Consider the following 17,439-nt stretch of genomic DNA (forward strand, 5'->3'; position numbering starts at 1 on the left):
GAAAAGTCCTTTATGGCTAGAACAACAGCAACTGAGCTTTCAAAAAAATCCTGTTTCATTGATGTCGGATCTCCAATTTATGTCTTTTTTAGAGTGAAATGCAAAAGAGTGTTCATCCTAGTAAAAAAAGGGTAAACTTCATGAATGTAAGGTAAAGGAGATGAAGATATGTCTAAGAAGATCGATGTTTCGAAGTTTGAGAAAAAAATGATTATTCGCAATTTTAAAGTTGCGGATTTTGATGCAATTATAGAAATGCAAAAATTATGTTTTCCTAATATGAAGCCATGGGAACGTGAACACTTACAAAGTCATATTGATATTTTTCCAGAAGGGCAGTTTTGTGTAGAGTATGATGGAGAAATCATTGGATCTTGTTCTAGTTTAATTATTAATTTTGATGAATACGATGATCAACATACATGGGATGAGATTACAGATAATGGTTATATTACAAACCATGATTACGAAGGTTTCAATCTATATGGTATTGAAGTGATGGTCCATCCGGATTATCGGCGCATGAAAATTGGCCATAGATTATATGAAGCAAGAAAGGACTTAGCTCGTGAATTAAACTTAAAGAGTATTATTATAGGTGGACGGATCCCTAATTACTTTAAGCATGCAAAGGAAATGACTCCTAGGCGTTATGTTGAGCAAGTAACGATGCACAATGTTTATGACCCGGTTCTTACATTTCAAGTGATGAACGGGTTCACGTTAAAACGTATTAATCCAAATTATTTAGAAGATGACCGCGCGTCACTCCGGTATGCAACCTTAATGGAATGGAACAACATTGATTATCGTCCTACTGTCCCAAAAAGACAATTTAAAACATCGTTTCCTGTTCGTATTACCACTATTCAGTATGCAATGAAGAAAATAGCGTCTTTTGAAGATTTTTCCATACAATGTGAATATTATACAGATGTAGCAGCTAGTTATCATTCAGACTTTGCCGTGTTTCCTGAAATTTTTACGTTACAATTGCTATCGTTCTTACCAGAAAAAAGCCCTAGTCTTGCCATAAGACGTTTAACGGAATTTACAGAAGATTATATTGAATTATTTACGAATCTTGCTGTTAAATACAATGTCAATATTATTGGTGGATCGCACTTTGTTGAAGAAGAAGGCAAAATATTTAACATCGCATATTTATTTAGAAGAGATGGAACGATTGAGAAACAATACAAGCTTCATATTACTCCGAATGAAAGAAAGTTCTGGGGAATATCAGGCGGTGACAATGTAAATGTCTTTGATACTGATTGTGGGAAAGTTGCCATCCAAATTTGTTATGATATTGAGTTCCCAGAATTAGCACGTATCGCAGTTGATAAAGGAGCCAATATTATTTTCACACCGTTTTGCACGGATGATCGCCAAGGATACTTACGTGTAAGATTTTGTTCACAAGCTCGTGCAATTGAAAACCAGGTTTATACAGTGTTATCTGGTACAGTTGGAAACCTTACCGATGTTGAAAATATGGATATTCAATATGCACAATCTGGTATCTTCAGTCCTTCTGATTTTACGTTTGCCCGTGATGGGGTCGTTGGAGAATGCCAAGCAAATATTGAAACGGTCGTTGTCGGTGACGTAGATTTAGAAATTCTAAGACGCAATCGCCGTGCAGGAAGTGTCAATCAATTACGTGATCGGAGACACGACATTTATTCAATTAATTATAAGCAAAATAAGTAGTAATAGTTTATCGCCTCTCTAGAATGGCAAGGCTGATGTATGAAAGAGTAGGAGGTCTAACATGATGAGGCTAGAGAGGGAACAAACATTCAATCGAGCTATGTTAATGGTCAGTTTAACAGGTATTGTATTTATTTCATTTTATTTGCTCTCAACTTTTGCTACCACAGAGACACTTGAAACAGAATGGAGACTTTCATTTGCTGGTGCTGATGAGTTTTTTCAAACAGGACAAGCGATTGATTTTCATTTGTTTCTTGAGGATGAATTAGGCAATCCTGTGGGAAATGTCGATATGTCTGTTGTATTTGATCGGCCAGGTACCGTTCATCATATAGAGAAAACATTTGGTTATTTAGAAAGTGGTCTCTATGAAACAGAAGTTGTATTTTCGGTACCAGGTACTTGGGTTGCTATGGTTGAAGCAAAAAAAGACGGGAACATTTATCGAAATCAAATCTTGTTTCAAGTAGATGGATCAATTATTTCTGAAGCAAACCGTGATCCGAAGGATAGTTTTCACTTAAATCAGCCTTTACCAGAAGATTTACAAATTGAATTAAATAATATACCAGCTTTTCGTAGGTAAGCGTTCGATTGAAAGAGGAGGTGTCATCATACTTCTCTTTTTGTTTGTTTAAAATGGAAATTTCATTTTTGTTCCATTTTAAAAAGGATTTAAGAGTTAAAGAATAGAATTATATAGCTATAAATAAATTACATCATATGAATTGATGCATAATCTTAAGGAGGAGACAGAATGAGTTGGAAAGATCAATACAACAAATGGACAAGTTTCACTGCGTTAGAATCAGAGTGGAAACAAGCCTTGGACGAAAGACAAGGAAATGAAGGGGAACTTGAAGATTGTTTTTATAAAAATTTAGAATTTGGAACTGGTGGGATGCGAGGAGAAATTGGGCCAGGTCCAAATAGAATGAATACATATACCATTCGCCGAGCTGCCGAAGGTCTTGCTAGGTTTATCGAGAAACAAGGCAGTGAAGCAAAAAAACGTGGAGTAGCGATTGCATTTGATTCAAGACATAAATCAAGACAATTTGCGTTAGAATCGGCACTGACATTAGGAAATCACGGAATTCGTTCTTACTTGTTTCATGATTTACGTCCAACGCCGGAGCTATCATTTGCCGTACGTCATTTGAACGCTAATGCTGGAATTGTCATTACGGCGAGTCATAATCCACCAGAATATAATGGATTTAAAGTATATGGCGAAGATGGTGGACAACTCCCACCAGGTCCTGCTGATGAACTTGTGAGATTTGTTAATGAAATAGAAGACGAATTGAATATTGGGGTTGCAGATGAATTAGAGTTAAAGAGTAGTCGACTTCTTCAAGTAGTTTCTGATGAGATTGATGAAGCGTATAATAGCGAGTTACAATCTATTTTAGTAAAGAAAGATATCATTGAAGAGTATGGAAATAAAGTAAAGGTTGTCTTTACACCATTGCACGGTGCAGCGAATATTCCTGTACGTCGTGTACTTGAGAGTAGTGGTTTTTCTCAAGTTACGGTTGTCCCTGAACAGGAGCTACCAGATCCGAACTTCTCGACAGTGAAATCTCCAAATCCAGAAGAACATGCTGCTTTTGAATTAGCGATTAAACTAGGAAAAGAGCTTGAAGCAGATGTTCTTTTAGCAACAGACCCTGATGGTGACCGAGTTGGTGTCGCAGTAAAAAATCCAGATGGGGAATATGTTGTGTTAACAGGTAATCAAACAGGAGCTTTAATGCTAGATTATATTCTGTCTCAAAAGAAAGAACAGCAAGTTTTACCAGAAAATGGAGTTGTGCTTAAGACCATTGTTACATCTGAGATTGGAAGAGCAGTAGCTGATCATTATAATTTGAAGACGGTCGATACACTAACTGGATTTAAATTTATAGGTGAGAAAATAAAAGAATATGAGCAAACAGGCGAGCATAGCTTCTTATTTGGTTATGAAGAAAGCTATGGATATTTAATTGGAGATTTTGTACGAGATAAAGATGCGGTTCAGGCTTGTTTGCTTGCAGCGGAGCTTGCTGCCTATTATAAGTCGCGTGAGATGAATTTATATGATGGACTTATTGAGCTTTTTGATAAGTATGGTTATTATCAAGAAGGGTTGGAGTCTTTAACCTTAAAAGGGAAAGCGGGAATTGAGCAGATTAATCAAATATTAGCGTCTTTCCGTAAAACGCCTCCAACAAATCTTGAAGGTAACAAAGTAGTGACAGTTGAAGACTATAAGTCAAGTGTAGCAACCAATATTCTAACCGGTGAAGAAGAAGTCATCCAATTACCAACATCTAATGTTTTAAAATACAAATTAGAGGATGGTTCTTGGTTCTGCATCCGTCCTTCAGGTACTGAACCAAAAATTAAATTTTATTTTGGTGTAAATAAAGAAACATTAGAAGAAAGCAAGAAATCACTTGAATTACTAAAACAAGCAGTGATGAACCTTGTTCATACCCTCACTTAAAATGATAAAAAGCTACCTATATTGGTAGCTTTTTTCTTTTTTTAGATGAATCGATAATAGTTGGACTCATGATTTACTAACCTTCAACATAAATTGTAAGAAAGCAAGTTGAAGGAGGGGTTCGAATGTCATCGGAAACTTGGAAGAAACTTGAACATTCAATTGCTGAAATTACAGAAATCGCCGAAGGGTTTGGGCTTGATTACTATGAAATGCGTTATGAGATATGTCCAGCAGAAATTATTTATACATTTGGTGCTTACGGAATGCCAACAAGGTATAGTCATTGGTCATTTGGAAAGCAATTTCATAAAATGAAATTGCAGTATGATTTTGGGTTAAGCAAAATCTATGAACTTGTGATTAACTCTGACCCGTGTTATGCCTTCTTACTCGACAGCAATTCACTTATACAAAACAAACTCATTGTTGCTCATGTTCTGGCCCATTGTGACTTCTTTAAAAACAATGTGCGCTTCTCTAATACACGTCGGGATATGGTTGAGAGCATGAGTGCAACAGCTGAACGTATTGCCCATTATGAACATCTTCATGGAAAGGAAGAGGTAGAGAGTTTTTTGGATGCCGTACTTGCTGTGCAAGAGCATATTGATCCGAGCATTCTCAGACCAAAACTGGATTGGAATATGGAAGATGAAGTAGATGAGTCACAAACAACTAGAAAATCGGAGTATGATGATTTATGGAATATTGATGTAAAAAAGTCACCAGAAAAGCCTAAAATGAGAAAAAAACATTTTCCACCAAGTCCAGAAAAAGATATTTTGTTGTTTATAGAAGAATATAGCCGGGAATTAGAGACATGGCAACGTGATATTTTAACGATGATGCGCGAAGAGATGCTTTATTTTTGGCCGCAACTTGAAACGAAAATAATGAATGAAGGCTGGGCCTCTTATTGGCATCAAAGAATTCTTCGTGAAATGGATTTAACGAGTGAAGAAACGATTGAATTTGCGAAACTAAATGCAGGTGTTGTTCAACCATCAAAGACATCGATTAATCCTTATTACTTAGGGTTGAAAATTTTTGAAGACATCGAAGAGAGATATGATAATCCAACAGTAGAAATGCAGGAACGCCAAGGTGTCATGCCTGGTAGTGGTAGAGAGAAAATGTTTGAGGTTCGTGAAATTGAATCAGATATTTCATTTATCCGAAATTATTTAACAAAAGACTTAGTGATGCGCGAAGATATTTATTTATTTCAGAAGCAAGGAGCTGACTATAAGATCGTTGATAAGGCGTGGAAAAACGTCAGAGATCAATTAGCTTCGTCTCGTGTAAATGGCGGATTTCCATACTTAGTTATAACAGATGGAGACTACCTAAAAAATGGTGAGCTATATATTAAGCATAACTTTGAAGGAACAGAGTTAGACGTAGGCTATTTAGAAAAAGTGTTACCCTATTTACATCAATTATGGGGACGTCCCGTTCATATTGAATCGGTGATTAACGAAAAAAATATAGCTTTTGTTTACGATGGAAAAAAAGTACACCGAAAATATTTATAGAGTTTGTTCAAAAAGGTCGGTTTTCACCTTTTTGAACAAACTCGAAGCAATGAGCGGAGCCGCTACATCTTTTAAGCCAGCTATGAGTGGGTTTCCCATAGCTGGCGCGTAGCGAGAGTAGCTATTGCCAAACAAAAAGGTCGGTTTTCACCTTTTTGAACAAACTCGAAGCAAAAATCTTAAAGGGTTACTAAAAAAGTTAGATCAAGATGGTAATAGTTGCAATCAATCCACTTCGTAGAATCAGTTGGTAAGCTCTTTTAGTCAAGAGCTTACCTGTTTTATTTTGCATTTTTACAAAGTTGAACAATTTTCAAAAAAACAGAAAAATCAAAATGTATTATTGACAAATTCTCAGAAATCGATAGTATTAAAATTGATCTTAGATCATTCGCGATACTAAAATTTCGTATATGGAAATGAAAAATGAATAAGGCGGTGAGTTTTTTGGAAACATTTCAACGATTAAAACAATTTTATTGGCCATTTAAGACTTATTTTATTTGGTCGCTTTTTGCTTTGTTTATTGTAACAGCAATGACAGTTATCTATCCAATGATATTGCAATTTACAATTGACTATGCAGTCAGAGAACAAAACTATGAGATCATTCCTTATTTAGCCTTAGCTATTGTTGTAGTAATGTCTTTAAAAGGGGTAGCTGTGTATATTCACCAATATTTTGGAGATTTATTTGGGATAATAACCGTACAGCGCTTGCGTAATACATTATACAGGAAACTGCAGTATTTGCCGTTTCGTTATTATGATAATGCAAAAACAGGTGATTTGATGTCTCGTCTGACAGCTGATGTAGAGGCGTTTCGTTTCTTCCTTTCATTTGGCTGTGCTCAAGTAGTAAACTTCGTGTTGCTGGTTGGATTTAGTATGGCGGTTATGTTTTATTATTCTGTGCCGCTTACTCTTGTCACAATGGCGATTCTCCCTTTTTTAGCTATTGTCGTTTCGAAGTTTGATAAGCGCATACATCCTGGATTTCGAGGTATTCGTAAATCTTTAGCACGCTTAAATACAAAAGTTCAAGAAAATGTTAGTGGAATGCATACGGTTAAGGCACTTTCACAAGAAGATGAAGAGATTGTTCGGTTTGAAGATTCAAATGAGGATTACAGACAAAAGCATTTAGACATTTCGAAAATATGGGGTCGCTACTTTCCCTTAATGGAATTTATCGGTAACGTATGTGCGGTTTTTCTATTGGCTTTTGGTGGTTATTTAACGATTCAAGGCAGCTTGCAACCTGGTGAACTTGTCGCTTTCTTTAGTTTAATTTGGTATATTCTCGGGCCGATTATGAATTTAGGATTTATTATTAACATGTTTTCACAGTCTAAGGCTTCTGGAGAGCGTTTACTTGAAATTCTTGATGAAGAAGAGAGAAAAGTTGATGCTGTACCCAACACTCAAATGAACGAAGAATTTGTGGGTGAAATTACATTTACTAATGTTTCGCTAACATATGGAGAAAAAATTGAACCAGCTCTTAAGGGGATTACATTTGAAGCAACAAGAGGGAAGACGATTGGACTTGTTGGGGCGACTGGTTCAGGAAAATCTAGTATTATTCAATTGATTACAAGGTTTTATGAACGATCTGCCGGTGAAATTGTCATTGATGGGAAATCGATCGATCAGTTTTCTATTAAAGAGTTACGTAAACAAATTGGTGTTGTTTTACAAGAAACGTTTTTATTCTCTTCGACGATTCGGGATAATTTAGCATACGGGAGGCCGGATGTTCCGATGGAAGAAATTATTGAAGCGGCTAAACGTGCTGATGCTCATGAATTTATTTCAGCGTTACCAGATGGATATCAGACTGTACTTGGTGAGCGTGGGTTAGGGTTATCAGGCGGACAGAAGCAACGAATTGCCATTGCTAGAGCAATTATTATGGATCCGAAAATTTTAATACTTGATGATGCGACAAGTGCCGTAGATATGCAAACTGAAGTGAAAATTCAAAAGGCATTTCGTGAAGTAATGAAAGGACGTACGACTTTTATTATTGCTCATCGTACTTCCTCTGTTAAACATGCTGATGAGATAATTGTGTTGGGAAATGGAGAGATATGCGAAAGAGGAACGCATCAAGAGTTACTTAATTCTGAAGGACCTTATCGAAAAATCTATAATATCCAAAATCAAGACCAAGAATATGTTCTGCAACAGGTGTAGAAGGGAGCAAAGAATATGGAACAAATAACAAAACGTTCAAGGTTTCACTATACAACGGAGCAAATAATTGAGAAGCCCTTCAACTGGAAGCAAATGGTTCGTCTATTGGGTTATATGAAGCCATATGCTAGGACACTTTTGCCCAAAACGATCATTGCAATGTTGATTGTTACTGCTGTTCGAATTGCTGTACCGATATTTATTGGCGTATTAGCCATCGATCACGCAATCATTCCTGGAAATTTAAACCTCCTTTATACGTTTGCAGCAATTGTTCTAGGATTATACCTTTTTTCTTGGATTGCAAACGTGTTTCGAATTCGGTGGATGAATGAAATCGGTCAACATATGATATTTGATATTCGAACAGCCCTATTTAATCATATACAGCGATTATCTCATCGTTTTTTCGATCAGCGATCAGGGGGCTCTATACTTGTTCGGGTTATCAATGATGTAAATTCGATGCAGGATTTGTTTACAAATGGAGTAGTTAACCTTTTAATGGACATTGTCATGCTTATTGGGATTGTTGTAATCTTATTTACACTCAGTCCTGAGCTGGCAATGCTGGTGCTACTTGTTTTACCAATCATGTTCTTTATTTCAACTAAACTCAGAAGGAAAATTCGTAGATCCTGGCAAACCGTTCGTATACGACAATCAAAAATGAATTCACATTTAAATGAAAGTATACAAGGAATTCGTGTGACGCAAGCGTATGCCCAGGAAGAAGAGAATATGAAATTTTTTAATGATGTGAATACCGATAACTATGAAAGTTGGAAACACGCTACACGAATGAATGCAATTTTTCGTCCGTTTGTTGAAATGTCAAGTGCGATTGGAGCCGTTGTGCTAATTTGGTATGGTGCTAACTTAATAGAATCTGAAGCGATTTCAATCGGAATATTTGTTTCGTTTGCGTTTTATTTAGGTATGTTCTGGGAGCCGATTTCTCGTTTAGGTCAAGTGTATAATCAATTGCTTGTCGGAATGGCCTCTTCTGAACGGATTTTTGAATTTCTCGATGAAAAGCCTTCTGTTCCTGAAAAGTCGGATGCTAAATCACTCGGTGACGTAAAAGGCGAGATTCAATTTGATGACGTAGAGTTTGCTTATGATGAGTCAAGAAAGGCACTTCATGACATTAACTTAACGTTTGAAGGTGGGAAAACAATCGCACTTGTTGGTCATACTGGTTCAGGTAAATCAACGATTGTAAACTTAATGAGTCGTTTTTATGATCCAACGAAAGGTCGGGTATTGCTCGATGGGATAGACCTTCGAGACTTACGCTTAGATGAGCTACGGTCGAATGTTAGTTATGTTTTGCAAGACACTTTTATTTTTGCAGGAACGATTATGGATAATATACGCTTTGGACGCCCCACTGCTACTGATCAAGACGTAGTTGATGCAGCAAGTGCAATTGGTGCGCATGAATTTATTGAGAAACTTGAAAATGGATATGACACAGAAGTAGAAGAAAAAGGGAATGTTCTTTCAGTAGGAGAAAGGCAACTGTTGTCTTTTGCACGTGCATTACTTGCTGACCCGCGTATTTTGATTTTAGACGAAGCCACGGCTAGTATTGATACAGAGACGGAGTTAAAGATTCAAAGAGGGTTAAAGAAATTGTTAGCAGGCCGTACGGCTATAATGATTGCCCACAGATTGTCTACCATACGAGATGCTGATAAAATCATTGTACTTGAAAACGGTCATGTGCTTGAAGAAGGAACGCACGATGAATTAATGAAGGCTCAAGGAGCTTATTACGGACTTGTAAAGTCACAATATGCAGCCATAATGGAAAATGAATAGGGAGAAGGGTGTCTTAAGGTCATCAGATTATGACGTTGAGATACCCTTAGTTTAATAACATTGATAAACTAAATGATTAAAAAATTCATCAAAGTAAATAAAGTTATGAAAAAAACATTTTTCTACTTACTTCGGCTATCGAATTGTACATGCAGCTAGAAGGAGCACAAGCAGTAAATGGAGTAAGTAACATCTCCTGCATCTGCATTAAGCTAAATAGGTGAAGAACTGCAGGGGGCATTTGAAAATTCAAAGTATAGGGTTGAATGTTGCTTGATAATGGAGAAATGGTTTCGCGTGTATGCCTGCTATGAGGAAGATTACAGCAGACTTATCTAACGAAGAATCTTTCTCGTGATTTTTACGGAGATATGATATGGAAATGTAGAATGAGAATAGTTGTACACGTATTGGAAAGAGTAAGGATAAATGAATGATGAATTATTACGAATAAAGCAGCTAGAGTTATTGACTTTTTATTAAATCAGAGTAGTATAAATATAATATTCTAAATTTTATTATAAATAGAGGTGCGAGTCATGAAATATGCCTTTGCAGATAGGGTTCGATATTTACAATCTTCTGCAGTTAGAGACATCCTAAAAATTGTAGGTCAAGGAAATGTAATTTCATTTGCAGGAGGTTTACCAGATGATGAATTATTTCCAATCGAAGGGCTAGAGAATGCATTTTCTCGTGTTTTTGCGACAGGGAAGAAATCCTTGCAATATATGGAAACAGAAGGGTATCGTCCTTTAAGAGAAGTAATCATAGAGAGAATGAGTAAAAAAGGCATTACTAATTTTACAGCTGATGATGTTCTTGTCACAACAGGATCACAACAGGCAATTGACTTGTTCTCACGTATAATGCTGAGTCCTGGTGATGTTGTTTTAACAGAAGATCCAACCTATTTAGCAGCGTTGCAGGTCTTTAAGTCTTATGAAGCTCAAGTAGTAGCGGTCGATTCAGATGCTGACGGAATGCTTCCAGAAGACCTAGAACAGAAGATTAAGCAGTATAACCCAAAATGTGTGTATGTAGTTCCAACTTTCTCTAATCCTGCAGGACGTGTTTGGTCACTTGAAAGACGGAAGAAATTAATTGAACTTGTTCATAAGTTTCATGTGGTTGTCTTTGAAGATGATCCTTATGGAGAACTTCAATTTACTGATAATGAAACGTATGAACCACTATCGTCTCTAGATGATGGAACGCATGTTATGTATACAAGTACGTTTTCGAAAACGGCGGTTCCTGCTCTTCGTACGGGATGGATTGTTGGACCATACCAAATTATCCGGATGATGGCACAAGCGAAGCAAGCTAATGATCTTCACTCTAATTCGTTGGCTCAGCAAGCATTGTATCAACTATGTACTCATTACGACCTTGATGCTCATATTAGGCATTTAATTAATGTGTATAAAAGCCGAATGGAAGTCATGGTTAAATGTATTGAGCAAGCAGAGGTGCCGAATGTTCACTTCGTGAAGCCAAAAGGGGGAATGTTTCTCTGGCTGGAAGTCGATGAATCACTAAATATGACTTCGCTTTTAGACGATGCTGTTAACAAAGGTGTTGCCTACGTACCTGGAGAACCATTTTATGGTGGCAGTGCAAAAAAAAATACAATGAGATTAAACTTTACACATGCCACTCCGGATAAGATTGAGAATGGTATGGGGTTACTTGTTCAATTACTAAAAGAAAAAATGAATGAAAGATTAGTCACGATTAAATAGTAAAAAGCGGACTCGATTTACTATGAGTCCGCTTTTTCGTAAGTTAAAATTCTGTCACTGAACTTATGAATACTAGAAGAATGGCAATTGGTACGACATAGCGTAATAAGAATAGCCAGATTGTACCAAGCTTCGAGGTACCAAAATCAGAATCACGTAACGCATCTGCTTTTTTCCAGCCCCAGCCCATAAATAAGGCAATAATTAAACCACCAAGTGGAAGGAAAATATTCGAAGCAATAAAGTCAATTGAATCTAAAATATCACGCCCACCAATAATATTGATGTGAGAAAGAGTTCCTTGTCCAAGAGAAGACGGGACACCAAGAGCGAAGATTAACGTACCGACAATAATAGCGGCCTTTTTTCTAGACCATTGGAATTTTCTCATGAAATAAGCAACAGCAACCTCTAATAATGATACTGCTGAAGTTAAGGCGGCGGCAGCAAGTAAGAAGAAGAATAGTAATCCAAAAATCCCCCCCATAGAAAAACTATCAAAGACATCAGGCATAACAACGAAAACAAGTCCAGGACCTGAAGCCGGCTCAATTCCAAATGCAAAAACGGCAGGGAAAATCATGATACCAGCAATAATAGCGAAAAGTGTATCTAAACCAGCCACACTTGCTGCAGCTCCAGGTAGTTTCTCTTTATTTGATAAATAACTACCATAAGTAATTAATGCTCCCATTCCTAAACTTAAAGAAAAGAATGCTTGTCCTAATGCAGCAAGGTAAATAGTAGGGTCAGCTAATGCAGACCAGTCAGGAGAGAATAAGAATGCTAATCCTTCTTTTGCTCCGCCAAGAGTTAACCCGTAAATAGAAAGAACAATAAGTAAAACCCCTAATAATGGCATTAAAATTTTATTTGAACGTTCGATTCCTTTTTTAACTCCAATAAAAACAATACCGATTGTTAAAACCATAAATAATAATTGCCAAATAAGTGGTTGGACAGGGTTTGTTATAAATCCTCCAAAGAAAGCACCATATCCATCAGCTGGGACACTCCAAAGGTTTCCTGTTAAATAGTTAAAGAAATAATAGATAATCCAACCTGCGATAACTCCATAAAATGAAAGAATCATGAATGCGGCTGCCACACCCATAATACCAGCAGCTTTCCAAGGTTCGCCAGCAGCTAACCTTTCTCCACCTGGGGACAATTTTTCGAATGCACCAACAGCGTCGCTTTGTGCTTTACGACCAATCGTAAATTCTGACATAACAATTGGTAGACCAATTAGAATAATCATTGTAAGGTAAACTATAATGAAGGCAGCTCCTCCGTTTTCTCCAGCAACGTAAGAAAACCTCCATATATTACCTAAACCTACAGCTGAGCCCATTGCAGCTAAAATAAATCCTAGCCTTGATGCCCACTGCTCGCGTCCTGGTTCTTGCTTTAATGACACGACGTATTCCTCCTTTAATTGACTAATATGTTTTGTGGATATACTATATCACACTAAATTAGAAATGAATAGGAAGTTTTCTGACAATGTCAATGGTATGATTTGGGAAAGTGAAAAGAGGCTGTCTCAATAGGGTCAGGCCCTTAGGTTACGAGTCAGTCTTACATGTTATGCAGTCTTCGTATCCGCTCTTGTGGCTTGGGATGCGTGGAAAAAAGGTTGGCTGCTTTCTTTTTTAGTGGGTCTGCAAAGTAAAGGGGAGCAGACGTACTAGATGCTTCACGTACAGGAGTTTCTATTCCTGTAATATTTTGCAGAGCAGAAGCAAGTGCACGTGGATTCCTTGTGAGTTCAACTGCACTTGCATCAGCCAAGTATTCCCGGTTCCGAGAAATGGCTAAACGTATGAGAGTAGCAATAATTGGAGCGAGAACGAGCAGCAATAAAGCAAGAATGAACATCGCTGGATGTTGCTTTTGATTGCGATTTCCACGTGAAAACAGCATCATTCTTGCACCTAAGTCACTCAATATCGCAACAGCTGAGACAAGTGCAACAGCGATCGTTGCTAAGCGTATGTCAAAGTTGCGAATGTGAGCAACTTCATGAGCTAATACCCCTTCTATTTCTTCCCGATTAAGTCGGTTCATTAACCCAGTTGTGACAGCAACGGATCCCTTATTTGGAGAGGTTCCAGTGGCAAATGCATTTGGACTTTGGTCTTGAATGATGAATATTTTCGGCATCGGAATTCGAGCTGCCATGGCAAGGTTTTCAACAGTATGCCACAAAAAAGGGTCATCTTGTTTTGATTTTACTTCTTTTGCATGATTCATTCTCATCACGACATTTGTACTTGATGTAAGCATAATAAATGTATAGACTCCACCTATTGCAGCAGCAAGTATCATTCCACTATAATAATTTCCAGATGTAAGATAGGTTAGAGCAGCACCAACTGCTAAGATAAAAATGATAAAACCAGTAACAATAAAAACGGTATTTCGTTTGTTTCGCTCAATTTGTTTATAAAGAATCATAACAGTATCCCCGTTTCTTAAAACTGAACTTTTACATTTTCACGTTCTTCTGTTGGGATTTCTAACATATCTCGTCTTGTGAAATTGTGGACAGATGCGACGATATTTGTTGGGATTGACTGAATTTTTGTATTGTACTCCATGACCGTTTTGTTATAGAGCTGACGTGCGTAGGCAATTTTGTTTTCTGTTCCAGATAATTCCTCTTGAAGCATATTGAAATTGTTGCTTGCTTTTAAGTCTGGATACGCTTCTCGCAAGGCAAATAATTGACGCAGTGCACCTGATAATTCATTATTTGCTTCAATTTGCTCTTGGCGGCTATTTCCTGGAGCTGTAATTTGATTACGAAGCTCAACGACTTTGGCAAGTGTTTCTTGTTCATGTTTGGCATAGCCTTTTACTGTCTCAACGAGGTTAGGGATTAAGTCAAAGCGACGTTTCAGCTGTACATCGATTTGAGCCCAAGATTCCTCGACCCAATTTCGATATTTAACAAGGATATTGTAACTAATAACCCAAAATAATATAAGGACAACGATTAACCCAATTGCGATTATAAATCCCATTTTAATCTCCCTCCAATTGTTTTCTACATTAGTTTACGATACAAGAAATAAGAAGGTTTCATTACAATATAGTATTTGCATAATCTTTCTGTTGGTATATGGTTCATTATTCCATTGCAGAAAAACGAAAGCTGCCCTCTTTTCTCCTGCCATTTTCATAAATAACGGAGCCAATTAGAAGTTGGTATACTGATGGAAAAGAACGGAGTGGTGAACATGCTTACAATTATTAAACAAGGAGAATAATCATTTTTCATGAATCATTCGTACTATAATTTGATGACGCTTACATTCTTGTCATGTTAAACACGAAACTTACGTATAGTTGGTATTAGGTACTTTGAGGTGAGCGGTCGCTCATGAACCATCAAAGGGGGAAAATACATGAATTTCGAGTTAACAAAGGAACAGAGGATTGTTCGGGATATGGTTCGGAATTTTGCTCGAAGTGAAATAGCCCCACATGCGGCAAGCTGGGATAAGACTTCAACATTTCCAAAAGACGTTTTCATAAAGATGGGAGAGCTAGGTTTATTAGGTTTGCCTTTTCCTGAGGAGTACGGAGGGGCAGGGGCTGATACGATTACGTATGCAATCGCTGTTGAAGAGATCGGTTGGGCATGTGGAGGAACAGGGCTTAGCTATGCTGCTGCGGTATCGCTTGGGGCAAGTCCAATCTATTATTTCGGTACAGAAGAGCAAAAGCAATCGTATTTAGTACCACTTGCAAAGGGAGAAGCGCTTGGGGCATTTGGTTTAACAGAACCCAATGCCGGGTCGGATGCAGGAGGAACGAAAACGACAGCAGTAGAAGATGCCGATGATTATATAATTAATGGTGAAAAGTGCTGGATAACGAATGCTGGCTATGCCAAATGTGTCATTGTGACAGCGGTGACCGGAGTTAATGATTTAGGAAAAAAGAATATTTCAGCTTTCATTGTACCAACTGGAACAGAAGGATTTCACATACGATGTGATTACGAAAAAATGGGTGTGCGTGCTTCAAACACATGCGAATTAGTTCTTGATCATGTAAGGGTTCCAAAAAAGAATTTATTAGGTGATGCGAATAAAGGATTTCACCAATTTCTCTATACACTGGATGGAGGGAGAATTTCCATTGCTGCTTTAGCTGTAGGAATCGCACAAGCAGCGTTTGATAAAGCACTCGCATATGCAAAAGAGAGAAAGCAATTTGGTAAAAGTCTTTCGTCGTTTCAAGCCATTCAATTTAAGCTTGCTGATATGGCGATGGAGATTGAGTTAGCTCGTAATATGGTGTTCAAAGCAGCATGGTTAAAAGACGAGCGAAAGCCGTTTTCAAAAGAGGCTGCATTTGCTAAATTGTTTGCTTCAGAAACAGCAACAAGAGTTTGCAATGAAGCATTGCAGATTCATGGAGGCTATGGGTATATGCGTGAATATGGGATAGAACGTATGCTTCGAGATGCAAAGCTATTAGAAATTGGGGAAGGGACTTCAGAAATTCAACGTCTAGTAATTGCAAGACAACTTGGTTGTGTTTGATGGAGGTGATTTAAATGTACCGTCGCGTACTCATTGCCAATCGAGGTGAGATTGCTTTGCGTATCATTCGAACATGTCAACGACTCGGAGTTACAACGGTTGCCGTGTATTCAGACGCAGATAAGGAAGCTCTCCATGTGAAAAGGGCTGATGAGGCTTATCCAATTGGTCCTTCTAAGGTGCAGGAAAGTTATTTAAACATGGAAAAGATCATAGAAGTAGCAAAACAAAGTCGCGTAGAAGCGATTCATCCTGGGTACGGGTTGCTATCAGAAAATGCACATTTTGCAAGAAGATGTGAAGAGGAGCAGATTACGTTTATTGGGCCTAGTCCCGAGCTAATTGAATTAATGGGTGAAAAGGTAAAAGCACGAATAGCAATGAAAAGGGCTGGATTTCCTGTTATTCCAGGTATGGACACAGTAACAGAAAGCGTTGAAGAGGTGGTGCAAACAGCAAGTGAGATCGGTTACCCGGTAATGTTGAAAGCCTCAGCAGGTGGTGGGGGAATTGGGATGCAGCAAGTTAAAAATGAAGAGAAGCTAAGAAAAGTATTTGCAACCAATCAAAAGCGAGCAAAGATGTTTTTTGGAAATGGAGACATGTTTGTTGAGAAGGTGATTGAACGAGCGAGGCATATTGAAATCCAAATTCTTGCAGATCATTACGGCAATACGATACACCTTTGGGAACGGGATTGTTCGGTTCAGAGAAGACACCAAAAGGTGATAGAGGAATCTCCTTCTCCATTTTTAGATGAACCAAGAAGGCAACTGATTGGAGAGCTTGCCGTCAAAGCAGCCGAGGAACTTGGGTATACAAATGCCGGAACCATTGAGTGCTTAGTGGATGAAAATCAGCAAATTTATTTCTTAGAAATGAACACACGTTTACAAGTGGAACACCCTGTAACAGAGGAAATAACAGGGATTGATTTAGTTGAAGCGCAACTCCGGATTTCAGCTGGAGAAAAATTGGGCCTTGAGCAAGAACAAGTTAAACGAGACGGCCATGCCATTGAAGTAAGAATTTATGCAGAGGATCCGAAAACCTTTTACCCTTCACCAGGTACGATTAGCAAATTAGAGCAACCAGACGCTCGTGTCGTTCGTCATGAATGCTCAGTTGAAGCAGGGAGTGTGGTTACTCCTTTTTATGATCCGATGATTGCTAAATTAATTGTAAAAGGAAAAACAAGATCCGAGGCTATTGATAAGGTAGTAAACGCTTTAGCTCAGTATCATATAGAAGGAATAAAGACGAATATTCCGATGCTTCAAGAGGTCCTTACACATGAAGCTTTTCAAGAAGGAAACGTGACAACGTCATTTGTGTCTGACTATCTAAATAAAGGATGA

The 17,439-nt window shown here is 37.8% G+C and carries 12 protein-coding genes; 9 read left to right on the forward strand and 3 right to left on the reverse strand.

All coding sequences use genetic code 11. The annotated features are described in order from the left end of the window. Positions 1-168: 168 nt before the first annotated feature. From SAZ04_RS08545 to SAZ04_RS08575, 7 genes are all read left to right on the forward strand, one after another. Entirely contained in the window at positions 169-1,716 is a 1,548-nt protein-coding gene (locus tag SAZ04_RS08545; RefSeq protein WP_332694026.1) for a bifunctional GNAT family N-acetyltransferase/carbon-nitrogen hydrolase family protein, read from the forward strand. Between the two features lie 61 nt (positions 1,717-1,777). Continuing rightward, positions 1,778-2,305, forward strand: coding sequence for a FixH family protein (locus SAZ04_RS08550; RefSeq protein ID WP_332694029.1), 528 nt, complete (start codon positions 1,778-1,780; stop codon positions 2,303-2,305). Positions 2,306-2,476: 171 nt separating this feature from the next. Continuing rightward, positions 2,477-4,213: a phospho-sugar mutase gene (locus SAZ04_RS08555; protein WP_332694032.1), complete on the forward strand. Its 1,737-nt coding sequence runs from the start codon at positions 2,477-2,479 to the stop codon at positions 4,211-4,213. A 125-nt stretch (positions 4,214-4,338) separates the two neighbouring features. Then, on the forward strand, positions 4,339-5,751 hold the full coding sequence (locus SAZ04_RS08560; RefSeq protein ID WP_332694035.1) for a SpoVR family protein: 1,413 nt from the start codon (positions 4,339-4,341) through the stop codon (positions 5,749-5,751). Positions 5,752-6,198: 447 nt separating this feature from the next. After that, on the forward strand, positions 6,199-7,950 hold the full coding sequence (locus tag SAZ04_RS08565; protein WP_332694038.1) for an ABC transporter ATP-binding protein: 1,752 nt from the start codon (positions 6,199-6,201) through the stop codon (positions 7,948-7,950). A gap of 15 nt (positions 7,951-7,965) precedes the next feature. Next, positions 7,966-9,777 carry an ABC transporter ATP-binding protein gene (locus SAZ04_RS08570; RefSeq protein WP_332694041.1) on the forward strand — a complete coding sequence of 604 codons (1,812 nt, stop codon included), beginning with the start codon at positions 7,966-7,968 and terminating at the stop codon, positions 9,775-9,777. Between the two features lie 539 nt (positions 9,778-10,316). Continuing rightward, positions 10,317-11,522 carry an aminotransferase-like domain-containing protein gene (locus SAZ04_RS08575; protein WP_332694044.1) on the forward strand — a complete coding sequence of 402 codons (1,206 nt, stop codon included), beginning with the start codon at positions 10,317-10,319 and terminating at the stop codon, positions 11,520-11,522. Between the two features lie 43 nt (positions 11,523-11,565). Here the strand turns inward: SAZ04_RS08575 and SAZ04_RS08580 are convergent, their stop codons facing one another. From SAZ04_RS08580 to SAZ04_RS08590, 3 genes are all read right to left on the reverse strand, one after another. Further along, on the reverse strand, positions 11,566-12,942 hold the full coding sequence (locus tag SAZ04_RS08580; RefSeq protein ID WP_332694047.1) for a sodium-dependent transporter: 1,377 nt from the start codon (positions 12,940-12,942) through the stop codon (positions 11,566-11,568). Positions 12,943-13,103: 161 nt separating this feature from the next. Then, complete coding sequence (gene htpX, locus SAZ04_RS08585) at positions 13,104-13,979, reverse strand: zinc metalloprotease HtpX (protein ID WP_332694284.1); 876 nt, start codon at positions 13,977-13,979, stop codon at positions 13,104-13,106. 20 nt (positions 13,980-13,999) lie between these two features. Next, on the reverse strand, positions 14,000-14,551 hold the full coding sequence (locus tag SAZ04_RS08590; RefSeq protein ID WP_332694050.1) for a LemA family protein: 552 nt from the start codon (positions 14,549-14,551) through the stop codon (positions 14,000-14,002). Between the two features lie 384 nt (positions 14,552-14,935). Between SAZ04_RS08590 and SAZ04_RS08595 the strand changes: the two genes are divergently transcribed. Then, positions 14,936-16,081, forward strand: a complete 1,146-nt coding sequence (locus SAZ04_RS08595) for an acyl-CoA dehydrogenase family protein (RefSeq protein ID WP_332694052.1) — start codon at positions 14,936-14,938, stop codon at positions 16,079-16,081. Positions 16,082-16,095: 14 nt separating this feature from the next. Then, positions 16,096-17,439, forward strand: coding sequence for an acetyl-CoA carboxylase biotin carboxylase subunit (locus SAZ04_RS08600; RefSeq protein WP_332694055.1), 1,344 nt, complete (start codon positions 16,096-16,098; stop codon positions 17,437-17,439).

Source organism: Halalkalibacter lacteus, from assembly GCF_036663595.1.
Lineage (GTDB): Bacteria > Bacillota > Bacilli > Bacillales > Bacillaceae_D > Halalkalibacter > Halalkalibacter lacteus.

Coding starts and splice junctions, on each gene's coding strand:
- SAZ04_RS08550 (WP_332694029.1), top strand. CDS start 1,778: ATGATGAGGCTAGAGAGGGAACAAACATTCAATCGAGCTATGTTAATG.
- SAZ04_RS08590 (WP_332694050.1), bottom strand. CDS start 14,551: ATGGGATTTATAATCGCAATTGGGTTAATCGTTGTCCTTATATTATTT.
- SAZ04_RS08545 (WP_332694026.1), top strand. CDS start 169: ATGTCTAAGAAGATCGATGTTTCGAAGTTTGAGAAAAAAATGATTATT.
- SAZ04_RS08595 (WP_332694052.1), top strand. CDS start 14,936: ATGAATTTCGAGTTAACAAAGGAACAGAGGATTGTTCGGGATATGGTT.
- SAZ04_RS08560 (WP_332694035.1), top strand. CDS start 4,339: ATGTCATCGGAAACTTGGAAGAAACTTGAACATTCAATTGCTGAAATT.
- SAZ04_RS08575 (WP_332694044.1), top strand. CDS start 10,317: ATGAAATATGCCTTTGCAGATAGGGTTCGATATTTACAATCTTCTGCA.
- SAZ04_RS08570 (WP_332694041.1), top strand. CDS start 7,966: ATGGAACAAATAACAAAACGTTCAAGGTTTCACTATACAACGGAGCAA.
- SAZ04_RS08600 (WP_332694055.1), top strand. CDS start 16,096: ATGTACCGTCGCGTACTCATTGCCAATCGAGGTGAGATTGCTTTGCGT.
- SAZ04_RS08555 (WP_332694032.1), top strand. CDS start 2,477: ATGAGTTGGAAAGATCAATACAACAAATGGACAAGTTTCACTGCGTTA.